This window comes from Shewanella maritima (assembly GCF_004295345.1).
Classification (GTDB): Bacteria; Pseudomonadota; Gammaproteobacteria; order Enterobacterales; family Shewanellaceae; genus Shewanella; species Shewanella maritima.
The window spans coordinates 3,849,828-3,875,202 of the sequence record NZ_CP036200.1 but is presented as its reverse complement, the minus strand read 5'-3'; the positions used below and the strand labels follow the sequence as shown (position 1 = coordinate 3,875,202).

The 25,375-nt window shown below is 44.1% G+C and carries 24 protein-coding genes and 1 riboswitch; of the genes, 11 read left to right on the top strand and 13 right to left on the bottom strand.

Features of this window, described 5'->3' with window-relative positions:
- Positions 1-110: 110 nt before the first annotated feature.
- From EXU30_RS16425 to EXU30_RS16405, 5 genes are all read right to left on the bottom strand, one after another.
- Entirely contained in the window at positions 111-599 is a 489-nt protein-coding gene (locus tag EXU30_RS16425) for a GNAT family N-acetyltransferase (protein WP_242620422.1), read from the bottom strand.
- Between the two features lie 70 nt (positions 600-669).
- Positions 670-1,212, bottom strand: a complete 543-nt coding sequence (locus EXU30_RS16420; protein ID WP_130601839.1) for a YaeQ family protein — start codon at positions 1,210-1,212, stop codon at positions 670-672.
- Between the two features lie 232 nt (positions 1,213-1,444).
- The gene (locus EXU30_RS16415) at positions 1,445-2,356 is read right to left on the bottom strand and encodes a precorrin-2 dehydrogenase/sirohydrochlorin ferrochelatase family protein (RefSeq protein WP_130601837.1); all 912 of its coding nucleotides are present in this window, start codon (positions 2,354-2,356) and stop codon (positions 1,445-1,447) included.
- 7 nt (positions 2,357-2,363) lie between these two features.
- Complete coding sequence (locus EXU30_RS16410) at positions 2,364-2,723, bottom strand: rhodanese-like domain-containing protein (RefSeq protein ID WP_130601835.1); 360 nt, start codon at positions 2,721-2,723, stop codon at positions 2,364-2,366.
- A gap of 136 nt (positions 2,724-2,859) precedes the next feature.
- Entirely contained in the window at positions 2,860-3,177 is a 318-nt protein-coding gene (locus EXU30_RS16405; protein WP_130601833.1) for a putative signal transducing protein, read from the bottom strand.
- Positions 3,178-3,773: 596 nt separating this feature from the next.
- Here EXU30_RS16405 and EXU30_RS16400 point away from each other — a divergent pair.
- The gene (locus tag EXU30_RS16400) at positions 3,774-5,606 is read left to right on the top strand and encodes a putative bifunctional diguanylate cyclase/phosphodiesterase (protein ID WP_242620421.1); all 1,833 of its coding nucleotides are present in this window, start codon (positions 3,774-3,776) and stop codon (positions 5,604-5,606) included.
- Between the two features lie 129 nt (positions 5,607-5,735).
- On the top strand, positions 5,736-6,383 hold the full coding sequence (locus EXU30_RS16395; protein WP_130601829.1) for a Type 1 glutamine amidotransferase-like domain-containing protein: 648 nt from the start codon (positions 5,736-5,738) through the stop codon (positions 6,381-6,383).
- Here EXU30_RS16395 and EXU30_RS20325 read toward each other — a convergent pair.
- Positions 6,380-6,523: a hypothetical protein gene (locus EXU30_RS20325; protein WP_165399039.1), complete on the bottom strand. Its 144-nt coding sequence runs from the start codon at positions 6,521-6,523 to the stop codon at positions 6,380-6,382. The two genes, EXU30_RS16395 and EXU30_RS20325, sit on opposite strands and share 4 nt — an antisense overlap.
- Before the next feature lie 48 nt (positions 6,524-6,571).
- Here EXU30_RS20325 and EXU30_RS16390 point away from each other — a divergent pair, with 48 nt between their 5' ends.
- Together EXU30_RS16390 and EXU30_RS16385 are read left to right on the top strand one after the other, a co-directional pair.
- Positions 6,572-6,832: a hypothetical protein gene (locus EXU30_RS16390; protein WP_130601827.1), complete on the top strand. Its 261-nt coding sequence runs from the start codon at positions 6,572-6,574 to the stop codon at positions 6,830-6,832.
- A 402-nt stretch (positions 6,833-7,234) separates the two neighbouring features.
- Positions 7,235-9,268, top strand: coding sequence for a PhoX family protein (locus tag EXU30_RS16385; RefSeq protein WP_130601825.1), 2,034 nt, complete (start codon positions 7,235-7,237; stop codon positions 9,266-9,268).
- Between the two features lie 180 nt (positions 9,269-9,448).
- Here the strand turns inward: EXU30_RS16385 and EXU30_RS16380 are convergent, their stop codons facing one another.
- Positions 9,449-9,961 carry a peroxiredoxin family protein gene (locus tag EXU30_RS16380; RefSeq protein ID WP_130601823.1) on the bottom strand — a complete coding sequence of 171 codons (513 nt, stop codon included), beginning with the start codon at positions 9,959-9,961 and terminating at the stop codon, positions 9,449-9,451.
- Between the two features lie 253 nt (positions 9,962-10,214).
- On the opposite strand from EXU30_RS16380, the gene EXU30_RS16375 reads away from it, so the two are divergent.
- Together EXU30_RS16375 and EXU30_RS16370 are read left to right on the top strand one after the other, a co-directional pair.
- Positions 10,215-10,643 carry a hypothetical protein gene (locus EXU30_RS16375; protein ID WP_130601821.1) on the top strand — a complete coding sequence of 143 codons (429 nt, stop codon included), beginning with the start codon at positions 10,215-10,217 and terminating at the stop codon, positions 10,641-10,643.
- A 194-nt stretch (positions 10,644-10,837) separates the two neighbouring features.
- Positions 10,838-12,628 (top strand): acyl-CoA dehydrogenase C-terminal domain-containing protein, encoded by a 1,791-nt coding sequence (locus EXU30_RS16370; protein WP_130601819.1) that lies wholly within the window; start codon positions 10,838-10,840, stop codon positions 12,626-12,628.
- A 96-nt stretch (positions 12,629-12,724) separates the two neighbouring features.
- On the opposite strand, the gene EXU30_RS16365 is transcribed toward EXU30_RS16370, so the two are convergent.
- The 4 genes from EXU30_RS16365 to EXU30_RS16350 all read right to left on the bottom strand — a co-directional run bounded on the left by EXU30_RS16365 (position 12,725) and on the right by EXU30_RS16350 (position 17,129).
- Positions 12,725-13,306: a thymidine kinase gene (locus tag EXU30_RS16365; RefSeq protein WP_130601817.1), complete on the bottom strand. Its 582-nt coding sequence runs from the start codon at positions 13,304-13,306 to the stop codon at positions 12,725-12,727.
- 222 nt (positions 13,307-13,528) lie between these two features.
- Entirely contained in the window at positions 13,529-15,091 is a 1,563-nt protein-coding gene (locus EXU30_RS16360; protein WP_130601815.1) for a Na+/H+ antiporter NhaC family protein, read from the bottom strand.
- Between the two features lie 77 nt (positions 15,092-15,168).
- Positions 15,169-15,368, bottom strand: a riboswitch (Lysine riboswitch).
- Positions 15,369-15,454: 86 nt separating this feature from the next.
- On the bottom strand, positions 15,455-16,378 hold the full coding sequence (locus EXU30_RS16355) for an FAD-binding protein (RefSeq protein WP_130601813.1): 924 nt from the start codon (positions 16,376-16,378) through the stop codon (positions 15,455-15,457).
- 1 nt (position 16,379) lies between these two features.
- The gene (locus tag EXU30_RS16350; RefSeq protein WP_130601811.1) at positions 16,380-17,129 is read right to left on the bottom strand and encodes an electron transfer flavoprotein subunit beta/FixA family protein; all 750 of its coding nucleotides are present in this window, start codon (positions 17,127-17,129) and stop codon (positions 16,380-16,382) included.
- 435 nt (positions 17,130-17,564) lie between these two features.
- On the opposite strand from EXU30_RS16350, the gene EXU30_RS16345 reads away from it, so the two are divergent.
- The 5 genes from EXU30_RS16345 (at position 17,565) to EXU30_RS16325 (ending at position 21,966) form a co-directional block, all read left to right on the top strand.
- On the top strand, positions 17,565-17,969 hold the full coding sequence (locus EXU30_RS16345; RefSeq protein WP_130601809.1) for an H-NS histone family protein: 405 nt from the start codon (positions 17,565-17,567) through the stop codon (positions 17,967-17,969).
- 192 nt (positions 17,970-18,161) lie between these two features.
- Positions 18,162-18,554, top strand: coding sequence for an Rcs stress response system protein RcsF (gene rcsF / locus EXU30_RS16340; RefSeq protein WP_130601807.1), 393 nt, complete (start codon positions 18,162-18,164; stop codon positions 18,552-18,554).
- 179 nt (positions 18,555-18,733) lie between these two features.
- Entirely contained in the window at positions 18,734-19,483 is a 750-nt protein-coding gene (gene tsaA / locus EXU30_RS16335) for a tRNA (N6-threonylcarbamoyladenosine(37)-N6)-methyltransferase TrmO (protein WP_130601805.1), read from the top strand.
- Between the two features lie 43 nt (positions 19,484-19,526).
- Positions 19,527-20,135 carry an acyltransferase gene (locus EXU30_RS16330; protein WP_130601803.1) on the top strand — a complete coding sequence of 203 codons (609 nt, stop codon included), beginning with the start codon at positions 19,527-19,529 and terminating at the stop codon, positions 20,133-20,135.
- 121 nt (positions 20,136-20,256) lie between these two features.
- Positions 20,257-21,966: a proline--tRNA ligase gene (locus EXU30_RS16325; RefSeq protein WP_130601801.1), complete on the top strand. Its 1,710-nt coding sequence runs from the start codon at positions 20,257-20,259 to the stop codon at positions 21,964-21,966.
- 194 nt (positions 21,967-22,160) lie between these two features.
- Here the strand turns inward: EXU30_RS16325 and EXU30_RS16320 are convergent, their stop codons facing one another.
- Complete coding sequence (locus EXU30_RS16320) at positions 22,161-23,531, bottom strand: GAF domain-containing sensor histidine kinase (RefSeq protein WP_130601799.1); 1,371 nt, start codon at positions 23,529-23,531, stop codon at positions 22,161-22,163.
- A 17-nt stretch (positions 23,532-23,548) separates the two neighbouring features.
- Positions 23,549-25,096 (bottom strand): response regulator, encoded by a 1,548-nt coding sequence (locus tag EXU30_RS16315; RefSeq protein WP_130601797.1) that lies wholly within the window; start codon positions 25,094-25,096, stop codon positions 23,549-23,551.
- Between the last annotated feature and the right edge of the window lie 279 nt (positions 25,097-25,375).

The following is a 25,375-nucleotide window of genomic DNA, read 5'->3' as shown; positions in this document are numbered from 1 at the left end:
AGCTAGCTAGTTGTTCTACCTACAAAATTTCTAACAAAGTTATAAGCCATTTTTACCAATAAGAAGCAACCAGTAAGAATGATCACATTCTTGTGCTAATTGGTATAAGTTCAATCACTTAACTGCTTGTGCATTGGAATACAGGCAAGGTCAAATCCACGGGGAGAGTGATAAATGCTTTGCTGCTCACCTTTAAAACCACAGCGACGATAGAACCCAGCAGCATTTAAGGTGGCATCAAGTTGTAAGCGTTTAATACCTAGCCCTTTTGCCAGCGCCTCTAAGTGCATCATCATTTGAAATCCTAAGCCTGTGCCTGTGTAGTTTGGCTCAGTAAATATCGCATCAATTAAGCCGATGTCTGTTTCATCAGTCTTCGCCACCAGCATGCCAGACACTAACACTTTTGCTTGTTTCGCATCGGTCAGCACATAGCCATGGGCTGCTAAATCAGCAATAAACTGCTCTGGCAAATCACCAGATGTCCAGCGCTGCATCAACTCAACTGGATACGCCTTGGTACATAACGCCATAATAGCGCGGTTACGAATATCAAATACCGCTGGCGCGTCCTCTCGAGTTGCTTTGCGAAATATCACATCCAATTTGTGCTCCTACGCTAACCTACTAGCTAACTTAAAGTTGAGCTAAAGAACCTTAATGCAATGACTACTCGGCTTTCAACACTTCCAGTTCAACAGACAAACTATGTTCAGCATTTGCTAACAAGATTTCATCTTCAGTGATGGTGACGCTTAACTCGATATTGCGGTCTACAAACTGCGCCATTGCCGTTACCGCATCTTCTGGAATGTTATACACCTTGAGGTTTTGATAGCGTGCTAATGCCGCCTGATTTTGTTGCCACCAAACTGGTACGCTGCGCCCTCCATAGGTGTATAGCACCACAGACTTAGCTCTACCAGCCGCTTTACGCAGCCATTTCTCATCGCTTTGACCAAAGGCAACCCAAAGGTCGACCTCACCAGAGAGACTCACGTCCCAAAGCTCTGCTTCATCATCAACACAAAGCCCTTTGCTAAAGCTCAATGTCTCAGAGGCATTTAACGCAAAAGCCAGCAAGCGCACCATCATGCGCTCATCAGTTTCTGAAGGGTGCTGTGCCAACGTCAAACTATGATCGCAATAATAGTGACGTACCATATCTGCGATTTGTAGAGATACTTTGAAAACAGTGGATTTTAATGCCATGAAGATCCTAAACGGAGAAAGATGAAAAACTTGAACCAATGATACCGCGAAGTGCCCAATTGGGCTAACGGTAAAGTTAGCCAAGGGTCTGAATTAGCGGGTTAGCAGGTGGAAGGATTAAACGGTTTCACATAACTGCCTAAAATACTAACAGCCCCCAAAAAAAGAGAGCGCCCAAAATAATGAGAGCGCCTAAGAACGCTCTAACATTTGGGGAAGTCATTTTAAAAAACTAAATCAGGCCTGGACGTATATGCTTAGCTTCTGGGAAGTGAGCAACTAACTCTTTAATGACTTGCACATCGGCAATAATTAACAAACGCTCACCTGAAGCTAATCGCGCGCTAATATCACTTTTGAGCAATAATTCGCTGCGCTCAGCATCCCGGCGAAACAACTCATTAAGCCCTCCTGGAATGACGCTATCGCAGCAAACGATATCAATACGCTGCAATAATGGCATTGCCGCCATCGGTAGTAGATCTGCAGGGGCATCGATATCAACTAGCAACAATTCGCCTGCCGCGCTTAAATCATCAAACGCGGCGTCAAAATGGTAAGGAGTTTGCTCATCAAAGCGCTCTTGATTGAGTTTAAAGAACCGTTCCCAAAACAAACGCCGCGACTTGCCTTCAGGTAACGCCAGTTGCACCTGTTGGCGCTTACTGGCAACAAAATCAAATAAAGGTGCCAGCGAGCGCGGCAACATGGCTTCTAGTTTAGCGCGTATGGTGCGGGCAAATACTGGCGCAGCGCCTGACGTGCTAATCGCAACCGTGAGCTTCCCTCTATCGACGATTGATGGCGTAATAAACTGGCAATATTCAGGATTATCAACCACATTCGCCCAGATTTTGCGCTGAGCAGCGATTATAGATAGCTGGCAGTTCAGGGCATTATTTGCGGTAGCAAGATAAACTAAATCTACATCGTTAATGTCAGCCTCAAGCACCTCGCGCTCTATAAGCTCAATTCTTCCTTGGCGATGATATTGACGTATCTCGTTACTAACATCAGGCGCAATCACTAAAATACTGACTTGTGAACGAGCCAATAAATCTATCTTGCGACTGGCCACATCACCCGCACCAACCACCAGCACCTTAAGCTTGCTAGTATCAACAAACAGTGGGAAATACTGCATTTGCAGATTACTCCGTTACCACATTTAAGCCTGCGGCTACAGCGCCTTTATAACCGCCAACAAGCGATTTAACCTGGCTATAGCCCATCTTGTTTAAATGATGAGCCGCCATCACCGAGCGGTGACCACCACCACAATAAAGGACAATTGTTTGCTCGGTATCTGGATACAAGCGCTCAATATCTCGTTCAATAATACCGCGGCCAAGATGCACAGCATTTGGTAAGCGCCCTTGTGCCCACTCATGATCTTCTCGTACATCAATTAATAATACTGAAGCGATAGCATTGAGTTCATCATGCGTCACTTCAGTAACTAGGGGGCGAATTGATTCTACAAGTGCGACAAAACCTGGAGAGTGCTGCATATTTTTGACCTGCAATAGTAATAAACGGGGAAGATTAGCATCTTGGAAATATCTGAGACTTAGCTTGAGTTAGCAACTACTAACTACAGAGCCTCAGCTAGCAACAATAGCCTCATTTAGGAGTAAAGCTCAGTCGCTAATTACAAACCTTTGGCTTAGGCGCGCTGCATTGCCAGCACAGCTCAAAATTACCTTGATTAAGCTCTTGGCACTGCACGCATTTCCATTGTGGACGCTCAACTTGATGATTTTCAAGCAATGACTGCGCGGCTTCTAAGTGAGCGGCCTCGACCCATAGCTCAACATTTTGCATATCAACGGGCAATTCGCCCACACCACCAAGTAGCGCCTCACCTTTGAGTTCAACTGCAATCCCACGGGTTTCAAGCAAGCCTTTCCATGTGTGTGCTTGAAGTAGATTCCCGCCTGTTAACAAGACTTTTCTGTTTTCCATTTGTTATCCTAACTGCATTGCTCTTATTGGCAAATTTTGTTCATCCTAACCGTCTCGATTGCTGCTGTCGAGAGTCTGATGTTGATTTACAATACTCAGCAGGTACGATTTCCGAACGGTAAAGTGCACAAAAATCAGCCAGTAAAACTATTTGCAAGCAATTACCGAGAAAAATACAAATCTAATCCATACGTTTGTAAAAGAAGTCCTTCCTCCTCGACTCCCCATCAATTAGACCGATATCAAAATTAACATCTGTATCAACCGCAATATGGATACTAAAGGGAAAACAGCTACAGCTATTATCAATGCTAGATATCGTAAACCTAGCCGATTAGGGGAAATTGATACATCTTACGATTAACAAATCCAGCCAAGAACATTTAACATGTTTTATTAAGTTTAAGGCATCAACAAGTCAATTGAATTGGCAAAATGGTTAATCTATAATTCTTTTACAGTCAAAGTGTTAACTATTTCTCAACACAAACACAACTTCAGTGATTATTATGATGCGCACCTCTAAAACTCTGCTGAGTGTATTTAGCGCCATTGCAGCCGCTTATTTCATTTTCGTCCTGGCCTTCAGCCAAGGAATGAGCGTGTTACAAAACAAAGATTACCATCCTAAAATTCAACGTGTAGATCTCAATCAAGTAGAGAAAGTTAATTCTGAACTGGTAGGATTTTTCCTGCTGGATTATGACATTGTAAAAAACAATCATGGCTTTTATGCAGTGTTGGACAAAAGCCAGCAAGGTGTTGTTGATGCGGTTAAGCTAAGTGATATTTTAAAAGAAGTAATGATGTTTAGTAATATTCCGCTGTTACTGTTTATCATTATTGGCTTTGCTGTGCCGTTTTATATTAATGCGCAAACCTCCCGCAAACTTAACTCCTCACTGAAACAAGTAAACGAGCAAGCTGACAAACTACTCGATATTTACAAAATTGAACTGGCGCCTATCCAGCTACAAAACCCTATCGCCAAGCTGAATCAATCTCTGGTTGAAATCCACAAAAGTGTGCTGACCAGTATGCAGCAAAATCAGATCAGTATTTTTCAAGACAAATTAACCGGCCTTGCCGACCGTCACGCCTATCTTGAGCATTTAGAAACAGAACTTGCTGACGCGCAAAAATTCAACCGTCGCCAAGCATTGCTGTTCATTGACCTCGACGGCTTTAAGCAGGTAAATGACTCTTTCGGTCACTCATTTGGTGATGAAGTATTGATCCAAGTTGCCGAGCGCCTAGCAACTGTAGTGCGCAACCATGGCTTGAGCAAAGTAAGTCCTGTCACTCAACTTGAGCTAAACCTATCACGACTCGGTGGCGATGAATTCTCGATTTTTATCCAAGATATTATTGATGATAAAGGTGTGGTTGAAGTCGCCACCAATGTGCTGCAAGAAATTGAGCGCGACTTTGTGCTAGGAAATAAAACCATCAAAATTGGTGCAAGTATCGGTATTGCGGTATACCCAGATAGCGCGTCAAACCCCAATGCCCTGCTGCAAATGGCAGACGTTGCTATGTACCGAGCCAAATCAGATGGTCGCGGAATTTTCCGAGTATATTCTCCTGAGATGGGCAGTAAAATCCGCCGCTACCACTACTTACTTGAAGAATTGCGCCTAGCAATGGCAAGCCAGAACTTTCACCTGTCTTTTCAACCCATCGTGCGCGTTGAAGATTGCAGCATTGATTATTTTGAATGCCTACTACGCTGGAATCACCCAATTGAAGGCTCCATTTCTCCAGCCGAGTTTATCCCCATTGCCGAGGAGTCTAACCTTATCCTTGAGCTAGGTAACTGGATTTTGTTTGAAGCCTGTCGGCAGATGTCGGCATGGCATGCAGCCGGCATGAACAAGGTACGCATGTCGATCAATATTTCGGGGGTCCAGCTCAAACACTTACCATTACATAGCTGGGTAATGGATACCCTTAATAAAGTCGGCTTGCCACCACGCGCTTTGCTGCTGGAGATCACCGAATCCTGCTTTATTGATGCTTCTGAAGACGTCACCAACAACCTACAAAAACTGCGCGATGAAGGCGTGCAAATCGCTATTGATGATTTTGGTACTGGCTTTAGCTCGCTATCAACACTGGCAAACTTGCCGGTTGATGTGATCAAAATTGACCGTCTGTTCATCGACCAAGCCAACATTAACCCTAAATATCAAAAGATCCTTAATTCTATTAGCGAACTGGGCAAAAACTTAGACCTAAAGATTGTTGCCGAGGGTGTTGAGCTTGCCTCGCAGTTTCAGTTAGTTAAAAAGCTTGGTATTCATTGTGTGCAAGGCTATCTCATCAGCCGCCCAGAAACCTCACATCAGGTTGGTGCTAATGTGATCAGCAAAAACCTTGGTCACCTAGCACTGACTGGGACTAGCGTAGTAAGGCCTAAAGAGCTTTAATCGCTAACAGTTGATTCGTGTACTTTGATTAAGAGCTTTGTTTTAAAAGCATAACCCTGAGCGTTACCTAACAGGCAGTAACTGCTCTGCCTGTAACACTATCTAAGACGACATAATGAAAGGACTCAAATGTACTTAGCGCTACTCAGCCAAAACACCTCAACAAACGGCAAACAAGCTATCGCCCAGCTTATCCAGCACTTAAGTAAAAATACAGATAAGCGCATATCTGAGCTCAAGTTGACTTATATCGCCTCTGCACCAGATGCTACAAGGCAATTTTTCGCCCCAGCAGCTGAGTTCTATAAAAGCGTTGGGATAAATCACATTGAGTACCTTGAGATTGAGCAACCTCTGAATGAAGCTGCGTTGGCAATGCTGCATCAGGCTGACATAGTTCATCTATCTGGTGGTGATACGTATCGTTTTTTACACTGGCTAAAACAGCAAAACTTACTGCCTATGCTGCGAGAACTGGCTAATAATGGCACATGTCTGATTGGTGTCAGTGCGGGTGCGATGATCATGAGTCCAGACATAGCGCAAGCCAGCTTATGTGGCGATGAAAATAACATAGGGCTTCAAGATACTTGCGCCCTAGGTTTAATCGACAAGCTCTTTAGCCCTCACGCAAGCAAAAGTCTCGATGAACAAACTCAGGCCAAAGCGTTTACGAAACAACTAAGTCACCCGGTGGTATTGTGTAGCGACGATGATGCAATAGTGGTGACCAATGACACTGTGAGTTATTTTGGCCAGCCGATGATCATTGGCTAAGCGCAGTCCTTATCTATATTGAGAGCTGAATTCAGACCTGAATTTATGCATCTTTGCTGATTAATACCTGCTTCACCAATACCGTTGCCAGCTAATTTACCCATGCTTTGCTCAAGGGTATAATGGCGTTTATATGGCAATGAGACATTCCTTAACGACTCAACTCAAATCGACAAGTACCCTACTCAATGAAAAAATTTAAGTTTACCTTTGTTATATTATTTGCCGCCCTGGGCATGTATATCTACAGCATTGTGACCGCCCCCATTCCATACAGTGTTATCGACCAAGACAACTCAGGTATTGTGTCATTAGACGAAATTAGTGAGCTAACTAACTTAAAAGTCAGAACCCTGATTAAAACCGGAGAAATCTGTCGCCAATATTATTGGCAACATCCTGATGACACAGTGCATCAAGTGTGTGAGCCAAGCACGGCTTCAAATTAATCGTACTTTTGGTCCTCCTGCGTCATACCTCTTAGTTCGCTTTCCTAGCTAACCTTCATAGCTTTACCAATTAACTCGCGCATCTTAGCTGCATTCCTGCACGCTAAGAGCGTAGCTAAGAGGTAGATTGCAACATTGAATGGTTTTTTAGTTAATCTGAGCAACCGTTATCCGTCTTTCAACAAATCCTCTCCACAAACCGCAATGACTCAATGTGGTATCGATATCTCATTTTTAGCAAACCTATGACTGCGCTAGCTATTTCAAGCCATTTAAAAAATCTGACATAAAAACACCCTATTAGTGACATAAATCCATCACTTGCTTGTCATTTAGCTAAATTAACTTAGCCGCACTCTATTTAATTCAAATAAAGCAAACGCAGAGTCTTAGGAGAGCGCAGTGAGTAAGGAAATATTTAATCCAACTCGTTTCAACAAGAGTGATAACGTGGAATTTGACAAGGTATTAGCAGCACACCTTAGTCGTCGTAGTATTCTAAAAAGTGGCCTAGGTTTAGGTGCGATGGCAACATTTGGCACCTTTGGTCTAGCGGGCTGTGGTTCAAGCTCTAGTGACAACCCTATTGCCGACATCAAGCTAGGTTTCGAGTCAATTGTTGGTTCTAAAACTGATGCGGTCTCAGTACCTCAAGGCTACACGGCGCAAGTGCTAGCACCTTGGGGACAACCAATCACAGCGAATGGTTCACAATGGCAAGCCGATGGCAGCAATAACGCTGTTGACCAAGACAATGCCATGGGTATGCATCACGACGGCCTGCACTTTTTCCCACTGAATGACTCAGAAACAGACGGTCTTTTGTGTATCAACCATGAATACATCGACCAAAACGCCCTGCACCCTAACGGTAGTGACAAAGATGAAAATGGTATCCGCTCTAGTGTCGATCAAGTACGCAAAGAAATTAACGCCCACGGCGTAGCTGTGGTTCGCGTACAACTTGACGATAACGGTCAATGGAATGTGGTTGATAACGACCCATTAAACCGCCGTTACACTGGCTTAACCACTATGGATATTTCAGGCCCTCTAGCTAACTCAGCTAAGTTAGCTACGCCTTTTTCACCTGATGGTAGTCAAGCTCGCGGCACACTAAACAATTGCGGTAACGGCTATACCCCTTGGGGTACTTACCTAACGTGTGAAGAAAACTGGCCAGGCTACTTCATCAACACAGGTGAAACGACTGAGGAGCAAGAGCGCATCGGTATCGATACTTCAGGTACTACGCGTTATGGCTGGGAGACACTAGCAGGTAATGCCGAAGAGCAAAACGATGAGTTTACTCGCTTTAATGTGACGCCAACGGGTAACAGCGCAGCAGAAGACTACCGCAATGAAGCAAATGGTCACGGTTATATCGTTGAAATTGACCCGTATACTGCTAATTCTCGCGCAGTTAAACGTACAGCACTAGGGCGTTTTCGTCACGAAGGCTGCACGTTCGGTAAACTAGAAGCAGGTAAACCGATTACCTTCTATTCTGGTCACGATTCACGCTTTGAATACATGTACAAGTTTGTGTCAAAAGAAGTGTGGAATGAAGCCGATGCCAATGCCCAAGACCGCATGGCAATGGGTGATAAGTACATGGACCAAGGTACCTTGTACGTGGCTAAATTTGACGCAGACGGCGTAGGTAGTTGGTTGCCACTTGCTCTTGATGCCATGACAAAAGATGGCGGCACGCTTGCTGATCACTTTGCCAGCCTAGAAGATATTATTCTTAACACCGCAGGTGCAGCAGACCTTGTTGGTGCAACGCCAATGGACCGCCCAGAGTGGTGCGCTGTCGACCCATACACAGGTACTGTGTACCTTACGCTAACTAACAATACTAAGCGCGATGAAGCAGCAGGCACTAACCCTGCAAACCCACGCTTGAACAACAAATTTGGTCACGTTATTCGCTGGGATGAAGGCGAAACGGCAACTGAATTTACCTGGGATATTTTTGTATTCGGCTCTGACGCAGCAGGTGACGCGCAAACTAACCTATCTGGCCTTAACGAGTTCAACCAGTTTGCCAGCCCAGACGGTCTTGCTTTTGATAAGCGCGGCATCATGTGGATCCAAACCGACAATGGCGCTGAAGAAGTGACCAACTATACCAACGATCAAATGCTTGCGGTAATTCCAGTAAAACTTACCGATAGCGATGGTAACCTAGAGACGATTAACTCTGAAAACCAAGGTGAGCTGCGCCGCTTCTTCGTTGGTCCAAACGGCTGTGAAGTCACAGGTTTTACCATCACCCCTGACTACAAAACCATGTTTGTTTCTATCCAACACCCAGGCAACTGGCCATACAGCAATGATGCTGCAGAAGCGACGCCAGCAGGCATGACAGTGCGCCCACGCGCATCGGTTGTCGCAATCCGCAAAACCGACGGCGGCGAGCTTGGCGTCTAAAAACACTAAATTGGGTCAGAGTAAAACGTTAACCTCTTGACTCTATTTACAATTAATTTGAAATAAAATGACAAAGGCAGGGTTATCCCTGCCTTTTTATTTGCTCACTCTTGCACTTCGGAGTTGAATTCAGGCCTGTTAGTAACGCAATTACTGCTGCAAGCTTGGTACTACAGCATGCTATTCGCGCAATAAAAACTCCACCGCTTTAGCTAGGTTAGGGTCGTTAGGATCAGATATATTGGTTTTCCAAATAATTTCGCCATCACGATTAATAAATACCGTGGTTGGCGTGCCGCGCACCTCATAGGTATCGGCAACCTCCTCTCCCTCTAGCAAGGTCATAAACTCAATGCCGCGCTCACTCAGCACTTTTGCTGGCTGCGCCCCTTCATCTTCGCGAATACTAATCCCCAGCATAACTAAGTCAGTGTCTTTATGCTGCAGGCGTAATTGCTCTAACCCGGGCTGAAGTTTTTTACAATAAGGGCACCAGGTCGCCCAAAAGTGGATCACCATAGGACGCCCTTTAAATTGCATCAACGACACAATTTCACCCTCTGCATTTGCTAACTGAAAATCAGGTGCCTTGGTGCCATTACTCGCAGCTGACTGCGCATGCTTAGATAGCCCAATTAAGGCGCTAAAAGATACAACTAAAATCAATAACGTCAGTTTGATGTAATTTGGCATAAGAATTCTCTTCATTTGTTAGCGACTGGATACTAGTTACCAATAACAGACCTGACGAGTTAACGTTTGTATTCAGCAAAAACAAAACTAAATTAAAAACTCACAGCAAATTAACCCGAAAGCATGATAACCAAGGGAAACTGCCATCCATTTGCTACAGTTAACAGTAAATAGCAATAACTAAGGCATAAGCCTTTATCTACTGCGCTTAAGCCTTGCCTTAGCAAGCCTTTCAACACACAGGAGGCTCCGTATGTCTACCTATTCCCAACGTTTAAAGCTGGTGCAACTAACTGCGATATCTAGCCTTTTGTTTGCGCTAATCGGCTTTAGCTATAACGTCTGGCGCATGCAAGCCTCTGAGCACAATGCCAATATTCGCGATGCCAGTTTTGAGATGTTGCTGCAACTCTCTGAATTAGAACTCATCATTTATGCAGGTCATTACGATCAAGACAGCAAGCTAGGCTCACCTCGAAAAGGCTGGGTAAAAGTGGGGCTCATTAATGATTTGAGCCTGATCACCACACCTAGCGTACAAAGTAGTGCCAAGCAGCTAAAACAAACATGGCAACAACATTGGCAAAATTACCAACGGCAGCAACAATCAACCAATGAAATCGTTGCGCAAATTGATCAAGTAAGAGCGGAAGTTAGACTCCTGCTTAAGGATTTAAACTAGCGTTTGAATAAAGAGGTAAGCAAATGAAATTTAAAGAATATATTTCTACTCTATGTTTAGCAAAAAACGGCTGTTTTTATTAACAAACTTAAGTACAGTAATGACTATGGTTAATGCTTGAACAAGATTAACCACTGCATAATAACGAACTCATGCGCAAAGCACGCAAGGACAAACAACTAAGGACAGCAGCTATGCCTACATATCAAGCACCCATTCGCGACTATCAATTTATTCTCAATGAACTGCTCAATGTTTATCAGTACACAGACCTCAAAGGATTTGATGAATTTGATAGTGAACTAGTTGATGCCATCTTACAAGGCGTTGCAGACTTCACCACAGAAGTGATGCTACCTCTCAATGCTAGCGGCGATCTGCAGGGCTGCAAGCTAGAAGATGGAAAAGTCATCACGCCGGATGGTTTTATCGATGCGTATCAGCAATACGTTGATAATGGCTGGGCCACCCTCACCTGTGACGTTGAATACGGAGGACAAGGCCTGCCTGAAGTCGTGGGTGTATTTGCCACTGAGATGAAATCATCAACTAATATGGCTTTTGCCATGTATCCTGGGTTAACACATGGCGCTTACGCCGCAATCCATGCCCATGGTAGCGATGAGCTAAAAAACAAGTACCTACCTAAACTGGTCAGTGGTGAGTGGACTGGCACCATGAACCTCACTGAATCTCACGCAGGCACCGACTTGGCTTTACTTCGCACTAAAGCTGAGCCTGTAGAAGACGGGTTGTTCGCCATTAGCGGCGAGAAAATCTTTATTTCATCTGGCGATCATGACCTTGCAGAAAATATCGTTCACCTAGTGCTTGCCAAACTGCCAGACGCACCCGAGGGCGTAAAAGGTATCTCGCTATTTGCTGTGCCTAAAATCATGGTTAATGGTGATGGCAGCTTACGTGAAGCCAATACCCTACATGCTGCAGCGCTTGAGCATAAAATGGGGATCCACGGTAACTCTACTTGTGTCATGGTGTTTAATAATGCCAAAGGTGAGTTGATTGGCGAACCTCATCAAGGACTGCGCGCCATGTTTACCATGATGAACCAAGCTCGTTTAGGTGTGGGTATACAAGGCCTTGGACTATCAGAAATTGCCTATCAGAATGCCCTTACTTACGCTAAAGAGCGTATCCAAGGCCGTGCGTTGAGCGGCGCAAAACAAACCGAGCAAAAAGCTGATTCAATTTTGGTTCATGGTGATGTGCGCCGCATGTTGTTATCACAAAAAGCACTTAACCAAGGTGCGCGCGCATTAATGGGTCAACAAGCGCTATGGCTTGACCAAGCTGAGCGCAATGTCGATACCGTCAAGGCAAAACAAGCGCATGCCATTGCCGCCCTATTCACCCCAATCGTAAAGGGCTTTGTTACCGATCAGGGTTTTAAAGCCTGTGTCGATGCTCAGCAGGTCTTCGGTGGTCATGGTTATATTAATGAATGGGGAATGGAGCAATTTGTACGTGATTGCCGCATTGCCATGATTTATGAAGGCACTAACGGCGTACAAGCGCTGGATCTTGTTGGCCGTAAACTATTATCGGATAAAGGCGCAGCTTTAATGGCCTGGTCAGAAATGGTGAAAAGCTTTATTGAGCAACACGCAGGCAATGATGACATGCAGCCATTCATTGGCGGTTTGATGAAAGCGGCAGCAGACCTTGAACGTGCAACAGGTTACATAGTGAAAGCGGCACAAACCAACCCAGATTTGATTGGTGCAGCATCAATGGCCTATATGCAAATTTTAGGGATCACATCGTTAGCCTGGATGTGGGCAAGGATGGCGGCAACCTCACTTGAGGCGCTAGCCAACGGTAGCGACGATACTGCTTTCTATCAAGAAAAGCTTAAAACAGCCAAGTTTTACATGGGTTACTGGGCTGTACAGACAGGCAGCCTAGCAAGACAAATCGAAGCGAGCAGCCAGGATATCGTCGAGTTTGAAGAAGAGCTGTTCTAGCAGCTAGCTTTTTCAATCACTGATCAATAGTAAATAATCAATAAAAAACAGCTTCCTCGGAAGCTGTTTTTTATTCAATCGGTTTTCAAGCCGCAGTTACGCATCCCATAGGGTTTCTCTAAAATGCTTGCGGCATACTGACTCGTAACTTTCGTTACCGCCAATGGCAACCTGCTCACCTTCTTTCATTGGCTTACCAGTCTCATCAAGGCGCACCACCATGTTGGCCTTACGGCCGCAATGACAAATGGTTTTAAGCTCAACTAATTTGTCAGCCCACGCAAGAAGATACTGACTGCCAACGAAAAGTTCGCCCTGAAAGTCAGTTCTTAGGCCATAGCACAGTACAGGAATATCAAAGTTGTCGACCACATGGGTTAATTGGCGAACTTGCTCTTTACTTAAAAACTGACACTCATCAACTAATACGCAGTGGATATCTTGCGCCGCTTTTGCGGTGGCGACTAAGTCAATTAGATTGTCTTTGTCACCAAAGACTTGCGCATCGGTTTGAATACCAATACGTGATGCAACCTTGCCCTGACCGTAACGATCATCAATTGATGCGGTCATTACTAAGGTGTTCATACCGCGTTCACGGTAGTTATAAGAAGACTGTAATAATGAAGTCGATTTGCCGGCATTCATTGCCGAATAATAGAAGTACAACTGTGCCAAAACCAAGACCCTTTTTATATTTTGCGCTTGATTATACCCAAGCGGACAGCAAAAGGCATTGCGGTGGATCATTTTCTCAGTTTCGGTTAACTAACCGCGCGCCTTAACGGCCTGCATGCACTGGACTAGCAGCATAGCAGGTTAAATGATTGGCGAGAGTAGCTTCATTTGAAACGAAAAAACCGCGAAAATCGCGGTTTTTTTTCTGAAGACAACTAGCCGCTACTGAGCATTAGATTTGGCTTTAAGCACCAATACACTAATCACAAATAACACACTGGCAGTCGCTAGGCCAAATAGCACTGACGAAGTAAAGCCAAGCACGATATAACCCGCAATACTGATTAGCGCGACTATCACAGCGTACGGCAACTGAGTCCATACATGGTCTAAGTGATGACAACTTGCACCGGTGGATGACAAAATCGTGGTGTCTGAGATTGGTGAGCAATGATCGCCAAATACAGCACCAGCAAGCACAGCTGAGAGCATTGGTAACATCATAGTACTGTCGCTTCCCATCGCCATATCCGCAGCGATTGGCAACATAATACCGAAAGTACCCCAGCTAGTACCGGTAGAAAAAGCCGTTAAACCTGCTAGTAAAAATAGTACGGCCGGCAGTAATTCAAACGGGATATTACCAGTAGCAAGGCTTGCCATGTACTTACCCGTTTCTAATTGACCAATTACACCAGCAATAGACCAAGCAAAAAGTAAGATGTAAATAGCTGGCAGCATCGACTTAGCGCCCATCAACATGCCTTTGGCAATCATGTTGAATGCTACCTTCTGCACAAATGCCAAAATGAAGGTCACCACAAAGCCAACTAACCCACCATAAAGCAGTGACTGAGCGACATCAGTATTCTCGAACGCACCTAATACTGAAAATGGTTTATTGTCAGCCGCTAACGCGTCTGCGCCGCTTGAAATCATGAAAAATACAGTGGCCGCAATCAGTACTAAAATCGGCACGAACAGACCAGAAATTTTACCTGTATCCGCTTCAGGTAAATCAGCAGTCGCCCCTGGCGGCATGCCCTTCGACTCATCGTACAATTCACCTTTTTGGGCGTTTTGCTCATGCTGGCGCATTGGACCAACATCTAAAGTGAACATAGCTACACACAGTAATAACAGCAACGCAAAAATAGCGTAGAAGTTCATTGGGATCATTTGCATGAAAATGGTCAAGTGACCAGTATCAGCAAAACCGTGGGCAGTAAGAATACCGCCAATAAGTGCAATGATGTAAGCACCCCAACTCGAGATAGGTGAAATCACACAAACTGGTGCAGCCGTTGAATCAAGTAAATAAGCTAACTTGGCACGTGAGATATGGTAGCGGTCGGTAATTGGGCGTGAAATAGAGCCAACTACCAGACTATTGAAATAATCATCAATAAATACCGCACAACCAAGCACCATTGTCATCAGCTTAGCATCACGTTTGTTGCGAATGCGCTCCTTTGCCCAATCCGCAAAGGCTCGTGAGCTGCCACTAACACTAATAAGCGCAGTGATCATGCCAAGTAAAACGAGAAATCCAAGAATGTTTAGGTTCCAGGCATTAAGTGCACCATCATCCCAAACTAGGCCAGTGGCGGTATCGCCGATAAAGCTGGCGGTATTTGCGAGATTAAAGTCGGTAAGTAGCAGTGCGCCAATAATTATCCCCACACCTAGTGAAAGCAGTACTTTTCGAGTAAATACAGCAAGTACAATCGCAACAACAGGCGGCAATAAAGACAATGCTGAGTCAGCATAGTTGATTAAATTCATTATTATTTTCTTCGTGTAAGTACGAATGGAGGGCGACTGAACCGGTGCAAGGTAAGGTCATACCTAGGAACACCTGTCCTCTCAGTAGCGCTCCATAGTAAAATCAGTTTTGTCATCCCGACAAAACAATACTATGGCAGTGCAGTACCTGTTCGGTAACAACACCAGCAGCTGTTTGCGATAAAACTAACTACTTCGGCACCAAATCCTTTCGTGGTAGCTCACAGGCATCACCCTAACGACCACTACTGATATTTAATGCTCCTCTACTAAAGGGCGTTTGTGAAAAACGCGGGCACATAAAAACATAAGCGGCTATGGGGATGCCACCCCAGAGCCGCTTAGTGTGATTCAGATCAAGTTTTAGATCAAGTTATTGAGCGCAGGCACGGCGTCAAACAAGTCTGCTTCTAGGCCGTAGTCAGCAACCTGGAAGATAGGCGCTTCTGGATCTTTGTTGATTGCAACAATCACTTTCGAATCCTTCATACCGGCTAGATGCTGGATAGCACCTGAGATACCAACGGCGATATATAGCTCTGGAGCAACGATCTTACCGGTTTGACCAACCTGTAAATCATTCGGTACAAAGCCTGCATCAACAGCCGCGCGAGATGCACCAACCGCAGCGCCAAGTTTATCGGCAAGTTGCTCAAGGATGGCAAAATTCTCACCACTGCCCATGCCGCGACCACCCGATACAATAATGCCAGCATTACCGAGCTCTGGACGCTCTGATTCAGTTAGGCTTTGCGATACAAACTCAGTTTTAGCTTCAATGACTTGCGTAAGCTCAGCTACATCTGCATTACCTGTTGCTGCTACTGCATCAAATGCACTAGAGCGAACCGTAATAACTTTCTTGTAATCTAAGCTTTTCACCGTCGCTAATGCATTACCCGCATAAATTGGGCGTACAAACGTATCGGCATCAACCACTTCAATGATTTCAGAAATTTGCGCTACATCAGCAAGCGCTGCTACGCGAGGTAAGGTTGCTTTACCCACACTTGAAGCTGCAGCCAAAATGTGTGAGTAGTCGCCGCTTAGGTCATTAACAAGTTTTGATAGGTTTTCAGCAAGCTGTGCACCATAAGCGCCAGCGTCGGCAACCAGTACTTTAGCAACGCCATCAAGTTGCTTGGCACTATCAACAACTGCGCCACAGTTTTCACCAGCAACCAGTAGGTGAATGTCACCACCAATGGCTTTTGCTGCGCTAACGACTTTAGCGGTATCGGTTTTTAATTGCTGATTATCATGTTCAGCTAATACTAGAATAGTCATATTAAATCACCTTCGCTTCGTTCTTTAACTTCTCAACTAGCTCTTCTACTGAAGACACCATGATGCCCGCTTGACGCTCTGTTGGCGGCGTAACTTTTACCACCTCTTGATGCACTTTAAGGGTTACACCCAAGTCATCAATGGTGACAGTTTCAAGTGGCTTACGCTTAGCCTTCATAATGTTTGGTAACTTAGCGTAGCGAGGTTCGTTTAAGCGAAGGTCAGCAGTAACAACTGCTGGTAATGGCATCGCCAATGTTTGCAAACCACCGTCAACTTCACGAGTGACGGTTAGTTTGCCATCTTCTACGTTTACTTCAGAAGCAAACGTAGCCTGAGGCATATCAGCCAGCGCAGCTAGCATTTGGCCTGTTTGGTTATTGTCGCCATCAATAGACTGCTTACCTAGCAATACAATATCTGCTTGCTCTTTTTGTTGCACAGCATGCAAAATTTTGGCAATTGATAGCGGCACTAATTCTTCATCAGTCTCAACATGAATTGCACGATCTGCACCTAATGCCATTGCTGTACGTAGTTGCTCATGCACTGCTTTAGTACCGACACTCACAACAACAACTTCAGTGGCCTTACCTGCTTCTTGCAAGCGTACCGCTTCTTCTACTGCAATCTCACAAAATGGGTTCAACGCCATCTTTAGGTTTGCTGTGTCTACGTTTGTGTTATCAGCTTTTACCCTGACCTTCACATTGGCATCAACGACGCGCTTTACTGGCACCAATACTTTCATAGGGGTTCCTTCCTACACCTTCATGTATGTGGACGACACATTGGCCTATGCCAATGCAAGTTAGCTCAACTCTACTTCCTGTTGACGTTAACGTCAATGCAATTCAAACGCTTGTTTAACACTTTTTAATTACCGCTTTTGGCAATCAAATTTGACATGCACACATTTATGATATTTTTGACGGAACTAGGAAAATTTACACTTATTTATATTTTATAATTTGCCAGTAACAAATTTTATTTCTATTATTAGCAATTCAAGCGTCTGCGTTATTTTTTGCTCGTTGTAGTTCGCAATAAAAAGTCCGCAAACCTGTTAGTTAAAAGTGTAAGTTAGTTCACAGTCTTCATCGTCACGAACTAGGCTTCACTTTTAAAAATCTATAATTAAAATGAATTATCAAATCTCCCTTTTTAAATAATTAGGATAGTAGCAATGAGTGATTTTATTAGCGTGTTAACCCATGGTCGTCGTTTTAAAGCTGCAGTTAAAGATTTAGCTCTAGAAGATTTACGCGACGTAGCCACCAAACTAAATAAAATCATTGACGACCGTGAAGCTGAAGAGAAAGCTAAAGCAGAAGCAAATGCAGCGCGCGATGCACGTATTGCTGAAATTTTAGCTCAGATTGAAGAAAGCGGTTTATCAATTGAAGATTTAGATGCATCGGCTACTAAGCCAGCACCTAAAAAGCGTGCACCACGCCCAGCTAAGTATCAAATTACCGTAGACGGTGAGTTAATTACTTGGACTGGTCAAGGTCGTATGCCTACTGTATTTAAAAATGAAGTAGATGCCGGTAAATCAATGGATGATTTTTTAATTCCAGGAATGGCATAAACAGCGTCGTACATCATTACGCAGTTTAGCGCTTGTTGTCACAAGCAAGCACATGCAAAAGGCTGAGGTATCTCAGCCTTTTTTGTGGACATTTTTTTGCAATTTATTGTTTAAGTCTGCAGTAAAGCACTTTGCTTGCTACCCTATAGTGAGTAAACTTAACTAACTAACTCAAATGAGCGGCAATTACCTATGTTTAAGCCTCAAACAAGTTTATCAATTCTCGCTAGCTTAGCTCTATTATCAGGGTGTGCAGGTGAATACACCTTCAATAGTAATCTAGACAGCCAGGCTATCGACGAGTACTTCAAACCTGGCGAAGTGACACTATTTGATAAAGGCGTACAGCCTAGACAAAGTTATAAAATATTAGGCTTAGTTCAAGGCCAGGCTTGTCAACAAACGGTTAATGATGCTCCTGCAGACAAAGCACAGGCAAGGACTGAAGCAAGACGTAATGCAGCAGACATGGGAGCAAATGGATTGCTCATTCAAAACTGTCACGTCATTGACGAACCAGACTCTAGCTGTCAATCACAAGCATTATGTGTCGGCAAAGCAATTAAATTGCAGAATAACAACTAATACAAGGTGACAAACCTGAGTTTGGCAAAATTGGCAGCTAAATTTATATCTTGCTATCTCAGTTAAGTAAAATGCGCTATCACATCGTTTTTAAATAATGTTTGATAGCGCTGACACCTTCGCCACCTTAGTAAATACCGCGCCTCTCTAGTCCATACTGTATTAATTTAGTTTCGATTATGTCTACTTCTAGTTTCTCAAACCTAATCTCGGCCGTTGCAATTTGCCGTACACCATACAAACAAAAATTTGGCATCCCACGTCAACCCGGTTTAGTCGATACCAAAGGATATATCGAACTTGTTGGTGAGTTTAATAATATCGACTGTGTAAGAGGTATTGAGCAATATTCGCACCTTTGGTTAGTATTTAGTTTTCATGAAAACTTAGCTCAAGGTTGGAAAACAACTGTACGCCCACCTCGCTTAGGCGGTAATGAAAAGTTAGGTGTATTCGCTACTCGTGCTACATTTCGCCCAAATGGCTTAGGTCAATCAGTTGTTAAACTGCACCGAGTAATTCAGCAAGATGGCAAAATTAGACTAGAAATATCAGGTATGGACTTGGTTGATAAAACACCAATTATTGATATCAAACCTTATATCCCTTTTTCTGATGCAATCAGCGATGCCAAAGGCGGAATGGCACAAGAAAAACCTGAGTTAATTAGTGTTGAATTTAGCGAGCAAGCTTTAATACAAATTAGCCAATACGAAGCTAAACATGAACATGTCGATCAGTTTAAGCAGCTTATTGAAGGAGTATTGTCCCAAGATCCAAGGCCTGCCTACAAAAAAGCTAAAGTGGACCCAAAACTCTATCAACTAGCATTATATGACCGCGATATATTTTGGCGTGTTATCGACAATATTATAGTTGTTGAACAGCTCGTGAGTAGCAAAGTTATCGACAATAAAGAGCATCAATAAGCACTATAATTTAGAAAGACCTAAATTCTATTAATAAATGCAAATGACCATTGACTACCAAACCCAGCATAAAAAACGCTTATCTTATATGCCATGGCTTTACTTCAACCTAAAGCCTAAGCATTTTGCTTGGGCAAAACCTTGGCAAGAAGGAATTCAGCAGCAATTAAGTGCGCTCGAAACAGTCTCAATTGGCGACAATTGCTTTATCGCCCCAGAAGCAAACCTATTTGCCGAACCTGGACGCGACATCACAATTGGCTCTAAATGCATGATTGCCGCAGACAGCTTTATCCATGGTCCGATTAATATCGGTGATGAAGTCGCGATTAATCATGGCTGCAGTATTGATGGCGGCCGAGTAGGTATCACCATAGGTAATCGCACTCGCATTGCCAATAATGTCACCATTTATGCCTTCAATCACGGCATGAGTGTCGATGCTCCTATTTATCAACAACCAGTCAGCTCAAAAGGCATCACCATAGGTGAAGATGTTTGGGTTGGTGCGCAAGCCGGTATTGTCGATGGCGTGACAATCGGTAACCAAGCGGTTATCGGCATGGGCGCAGTTGTGACTAAAGATGTCGAAGACTTTGCCATTATGGCCGGAAATCCAGCTCGAAAAATTGGCGATCGCCGCGATAAATAACCTGAACTCGAGTTAAATTGTTAGCCAAAAATCATCAGCGACAAAGCTTAAATATTCAGTGACATCAGCGCTTCAAGTGCTAAAATGACGCTCATTAATAGCTATTGAGTGGACATTAGGAATGCGTGTAAGCAACTACCTGCTTTCAACCCAAAAAGAAACCCCTGCAAATGCAGAAATCGTTAGTCACCAATTGATGCTTCGTGCTGGCTTCATTCGTCGCAATGCATCAGGTTTATATTCATGGCTGCCAAGTGGCTTGCGTGTATTGCGCAAAGTTGAGGCAATTGTACGTGAAGAAATGAACAAAGCAGGCGCTATCGAAATTTTAATGCCGTTAGTTCAACCGGCAGACCTTTGGGAAGAAACAGGCCGTTGGGACAAGTTTGGCCCAGAGCTACTGCGCTTTCAAGACCGCCACAACCGCGACTTCGTATTGGGTCCAACTCACGAAGAAGTGATCACAGACCTAGTTCGTAAAGAAGTTAGCTCATACAAGCAGCTACCTCTGACTTTATATCAAGTACAGACTAAGTTTCGCGACGAAGTGCGTCCACGCTTTGGTGTGATGCGTGCCCGTGAGTTCTTAATGAAAGATGCATACTCTTTCCATTTAACTCAAGAGAGCATGGATGAAACCTACCAGGCGATGCATAAAGCCTACAGCAACATTTTAGAGCGCATGGGTTTGGCTTATCGACCAGTAATTGCTGATACAGGCTCTATCGGCGGCAGTGCATCACACGAGTTCCACGTACTAGCTAACAGTGGTGAAGACTTAATCGCTTACTCAACTGACAGCGATTACGCGGCCAACATTGAGAAAGCAGAAGCACCAATGCCAAGCACAACCTTGGCTGAGCCGACTCAGGAAATGAGCTTGGTTGACACGCCAAACGCTAAAACTATCGCTGAGTTAGTTGAGCAGTTTGACCTTGAGATCACCAAAACAGTTAAAACCCTCATCGTTAAAGGTGCAACCGAAGAAGCACCATTAGTGGCACTGATGGTGCGCGGCGATCATGAACTTAACGAGCTTAAAGCTGACAAGCACGATCTCGTTGCTGCGCCGCTTGAATTCGCGACCGATGAAGAAATTCGCCAAGCGGTAGGTGCAGGCCCAGGGTCATTAGGCCCTGTTGGTCTTAACATGCCTATCATTATCGACAACGATGTCGCGGTAATGAGTGATTTTGGCGCAGGCGCAAACCAAGATGATAAGCACTACTTTGGTATCAACTGGAACCGCGACGTGGATATGCCACAAGCTATGGATATCCGCAACGTAGTGGAAGGTGAGCCTACACCAGACGGTAAAGGCACTTACGCGATGGCGCGTGGTATTGAAGTTGGTCATATCTTCCAGCTTGGCACTAACTACTCAGAAGCGATGGGCGCAAGCGTACTTGACGAAAACGGTAAATCTAAAGTGATGCTAATGGGTTGCTATGGTGTGGGTGTAAGCCGCATCGTTGCTGCTGCAATTGAGCAAAACCATGATGACCGCGGCATGATGTTACCAGAAAGCCTAGCACCATTTACTGTGGGTATTCTGCCGATGAATATGCACAAGTCTCACCGAGTGAAGGAAAAAGCTGAGCAGCTGTATCAAGATCTGACTGACGCAGGCTTCGAAGTATTATTCGATGACCGTAAAGAACGCCCTGGCGTGATGTTTAACGACATGGAGCTAGTTGGTCTACCTCATGTTGTGGTGATTGGCGATCGCAATATTGATGCTGGCGTATTTGAATACAAGAACCGCCGCAGTGGTGAAAAGCAAGAAGTTGCTTTTGACAATATTGTTGAGTTCTTAAAATCTGCTAAATAAAGACTGCTAAGCCCCTAGCTGACTGAGCACCAATACAATCAGCATCACAATTTAGGGGGACAAAGCTGATATAAAAAACGCACCTTAGGGTGCGTTTTTTAATGGCCAGAATTTTCCGTAATTGCAAAAAGCCACCTTTATAGTGGTTAGTTTAATTCATGCTCTAGAATTTGGAGATAAGTTGAAAGCTAGCCTTAATTAGAAACCTCTTTATCAATATAAATATCGATTTCAAGTCCCTGGTTTGGCTCGGATAGGATCTCGATGCTACCACCTAACTTTTGCGTCACCAGATTATAAACTATCGACATACCTAAACCTGTTCCGCCCGCATTTCGCGCTGTAGTAAAAAATGGCTCAAAGATACGCTCTTTCACCTCAGCTGATAAGCCGACACCATTGTCTTTATAGTACATCATCACCCTATCATCCATGGCCTTTGCGCCAAGCTGTATTTTCTTATCGCCTTCAAAACTATCCGGGTAAGCGTGTCGAAAGCAATTCGACACCAGGTTGGTAAAAATTTGCGCTATGGCGCCAGGGTATGAGTCGATATGAATAGCATCTTCAAAATCGATAACAAGCTCGATGTTATGCTTACGTGTAAGCGGTCTAAGTGGTGTAGAAATTTGTTCTAAATATTGAGTCAAATCAAACTGCTCTCGCTCAAGCAGCAACTGATCGGCAGCTGTACGTTTAAAATTATGTACCAATTCTGCAGCGCGAGATAGATTACGGTTGATGAGCTGCAGGCCATCTTCCATGGTACTCAAAAAGTACTCAAAATCCTCCTCACCTAACTCACCAGCAGTAAACTTAGCTTTTAGCTTATTTAGCTCATCAATACAGTGACTTGTGGATGTCACAGATATTCCTAAAGGCGTATTAACCTCATGGGCAACACCTGCAACTAAGTTACCTAAAGCCGCCATTTTCTCACTTTCCACCAGCTTGGTTTGCGCGGCTTTAAGTTTATCTATAGTGATGTTTAGCTCTTCGGTGCGCCTATTAACTTCATCTTCAAGCCGGGTATTAATTTGCTCAAGCTCTAATTGATAATGCCTGACCTCATTAGCATTAACGGCACGACCATATAAATCAGCGAGAGAGCTTACAAAGGCTTGCTGCTCTCGGCTCCAGTCAAGCAATTGACCTCTATGCTCGCAGCAGATCACCCCAATCATCTTGCCTTTGTGGCGAATTGGGCAATCAAGCATTGACACTATGCCGTTAGGCTTAAGATAAACATCGGTAAACTCATGGGTGGCAACGTGATGACACGCATCTTCAGCAGCAATTACTCGTTCGGTATCTAATGCGGTAAAATATGCTGGAAATGCACTGCGAGGCAAGGATAAATCGTCAAGATGCTGTTGCTTATCAAGTATAAAAATACTGTCGATTTGTTGCTTGTCATCGCTTAATAGCCAAATTCCGGCTCGATCAATGCCAAGCCCCTGAACGACCGAATGCACTATCAACTTAGATGCCTGGGTTAAGTCTCCTTGATCAATATCACTGGATTGACTTACATCTAAAAGCACGCTTTCTAGTTCAGTGTTCATCTACCGCTACCCTAGCTTTAATGGCCATCATCAGGCATCTTGCGCTGAACATCGACAAACTTCGACATAAGCGCCAGTGTCGCCTTACATAGTTCAGGGTCAAACTGTTTACCTGACTGCTCGCGGATATAAGCCTCTACCTTCTCTGCTGGCCATGCTGGTTTATAACTGCGTTTTGACAGCAGCGCATCCACTACATCAACCACAGCCATAATACGCCCTTCAAGAGGAATGTCTTCACCGCTTAACCCTCGAGGATAACCATCACCATCCCAGCGCTCATGGTGAGTATAAGCAATCCGTGCGCCCATTTTGGCGATAATACGGTTTGACGCTGCCAACAGGTTATAGCCTTTTTCAGCGTGGGTTTTCATAATTTCCCACTCTTGCTCATCAAGCTTACCTGGCTTATGCAAAATGCTTTCAGGGATACCGATTTTCCCCACGTCATGCAGTGGTGCGGCGTAACGAATCGTCTCAATAAACTCATCACTCATATTTAAATACTCTGCGAGCATTTCACACATAATCGCAACACGTCTTACGTGAGCGCCGGTTTCTTTACTGCGCTGCTCAATCGCGTCACCTATGATCAGAATCAGCTCTTTTTGCGTCTGCTGTACGTTCTCTTTACCGGTAAGGTTTTCAAATGTAATGCTAACGTTGGCAGCGAATAGCTCAAGAATACGAACTTGCAGTGGCGTTAAAGAGGTATCGTGTTGCAGGTATAAAATGCTAGTGACATCTGAGCCGAATTGGTAAAAGCCTACATATATGTTGTCGTGGATCACCGATTTTTTCAGCGCAATCGCTTCGATAATGTACTCTTTCACATCACCGGGCAGCGACTCGACATTTTCTATCTCTTTATAGCTCACCATATCACCTGTCGCAGCTAGCAGATTCATCTGTGTATCTTCGTATAAATCCTGATGGTAACTAGTGAGGTAAAGTGCAGAGCTATTTAAACTCAATAGTTGCAGAGTTTGCTCTAACACGGCACTGCCAAAATGATATAAGGTTTGCGAGCGCAGCACAGACGATGACGCGGAAATTACCTTCTCCATACCTTTTTGGCTTTGTTCGATGATTTTAATATCGCGGTAAGAGCGCAGTGAGGTATAAACGCAGGATTTTAGCTTTGCAGCTGTTAGTTCAGTTTTTGCTTTGTAGTCGTTAATGTCAAAATCACGAATAACGCGCTCTTCTGGTGCGCTACCAGGCTGACCTGTGCGTAAAATAATACGTGTACTGTGGTTTTCTAATTCACTACGGATTTGCTCAACTAAATCAAGCCCAGCATGGTCGCTTTCCATCACTACATCAACAAAGGCAAGTGCAATATCGGGCTCATCGCGCATCAGTGCAAACCCTTCAGCGGCGCTGAAGCAAGAGAAGAAGGTTAACCCTCTGCCATCCAGCTTAAAGTTACTAAGGGCAAATTTAGTCACTTCATGAATACCAGGCTCATCATCAATGATAACCACTTTCCATGGGCTTAATTGGGTACGTTTTTCTTGCGTACCCGATGAGCGCATTTCTGACGACTTTTTAAATAGAGCCACACTGTATCCTTAAAGTTTGGGTTGGTTTACTGCGTAATATGAACGAAAACTAACCTTGGTTTCCTACCAGAACGGCATAAGTGATGTATCTAAAATGACATCTGCTACACACTTAATTGCCTTTCAAACCTGCCGCCCACACGAACATTTATTTAGCGATTTGCGCTTATGCTTAAGTCGAGTTATTCAGCGGCAATATCGATTCAAAGTATTTCGAGTGAAATCAACAAAAAGCGACTACAAAAAAATAACAAATCTGTTTATTTTAATAGCTCATAA

What these genes read in the sequence shown, in the direction of transcription:
- EXU30_RS16420 (WP_130601839.1), bottom strand. Translation starts at nt 1,212, where the DNA reads ATGGCATTAAAATCCACTGTTTTCAAAGTATCTCTACAAATCGCAGAT.
- EXU30_RS16415 (WP_130601837.1), bottom strand. Translation starts at nt 2,356, where the DNA reads ATGCAGTATTTCCCACTGTTTGTTGATACTAGCAAGCTTAAGGTGCTG.
- EXU30_RS16410 (WP_130601835.1), bottom strand. Translation starts at nt 2,723, where the DNA reads ATGCAGCACTCTCCAGGTTTTGTCGCACTTGTAGAATCAATTCGCCCC.
- EXU30_RS16405 (WP_130601833.1), bottom strand. Translation starts at nt 3,177, where the DNA reads ATGGAAAACAGAAAAGTCTTGTTAACAGGCGGGAATCTACTTCAAGCA.
- EXU30_RS16400 (WP_242620421.1), top strand. Translation starts at nt 3,774, where the DNA reads ATGAGCGTGTTACAAAACAAAGATTACCATCCTAAAATTCAACGTGTA.
- EXU30_RS16395 (WP_130601829.1), top strand. Translation starts at nt 5,736, where the DNA reads ATGTACTTAGCGCTACTCAGCCAAAACACCTCAACAAACGGCAAACAA.
- EXU30_RS16390 (WP_130601827.1), top strand. Translation starts at nt 6,572, where the DNA reads ATGAAAAAATTTAAGTTTACCTTTGTTATATTATTTGCCGCCCTGGGC.
- EXU30_RS16380 (WP_130601823.1), bottom strand. Translation starts at nt 9,961, where the DNA reads ATGCCAAATTACATCAAACTGACGTTATTGATTTTAGTTGTATCTTTT.
- EXU30_RS16375 (WP_130601821.1), top strand. Translation starts at nt 10,215, where the DNA reads ATGTCTACCTATTCCCAACGTTTAAAGCTGGTGCAACTAACTGCGATA.
- EXU30_RS16370 (WP_130601819.1), top strand. Translation starts at nt 10,838, where the DNA reads ATGCCTACATATCAAGCACCCATTCGCGACTATCAATTTATTCTCAAT.
- EXU30_RS16360 (WP_130601815.1), bottom strand. Translation starts at nt 15,091, where the DNA reads ATGAATTTAATCAACTATGCTGACTCAGCATTGTCTTTATTGCCGCCT.
- EXU30_RS16355 (WP_130601813.1), bottom strand. Translation starts at nt 16,378, where the DNA reads ATGACTATTCTAGTATTAGCTGAACATGATAATCAGCAATTAAAAACC.
- EXU30_RS16350 (WP_130601811.1), bottom strand. Translation starts at nt 17,129, where the DNA reads ATGAAAGTATTGGTGCCAGTAAAGCGCGTCGTTGATGCCAATGTGAAG.
- EXU30_RS16345 (WP_130601809.1), top strand. Translation starts at nt 17,565, where the DNA reads ATGAGTGATTTTATTAGCGTGTTAACCCATGGTCGTCGTTTTAAAGCT.
- rcsF (WP_130601807.1), top strand. Translation starts at nt 18,162, where the DNA reads ATGTTTAAGCCTCAAACAAGTTTATCAATTCTCGCTAGCTTAGCTCTA.
- tsaA (WP_130601805.1), top strand. Translation starts at nt 18,734, where the DNA reads ATGTCTACTTCTAGTTTCTCAAACCTAATCTCGGCCGTTGCAATTTGC.
- EXU30_RS16330 (WP_130601803.1), top strand. Translation starts at nt 19,527, where the DNA reads ATGACCATTGACTACCAAACCCAGCATAAAAAACGCTTATCTTATATG.
- EXU30_RS16325 (WP_130601801.1), top strand. Translation starts at nt 20,257, where the DNA reads ATGCGTGTAAGCAACTACCTGCTTTCAACCCAAAAAGAAACCCCTGCA.
- EXU30_RS16320 (WP_130601799.1), bottom strand. Translation starts at nt 23,531, where the DNA reads ATGAACACTGAACTAGAAAGCGTGCTTTTAGATGTAAGTCAATCCAGT.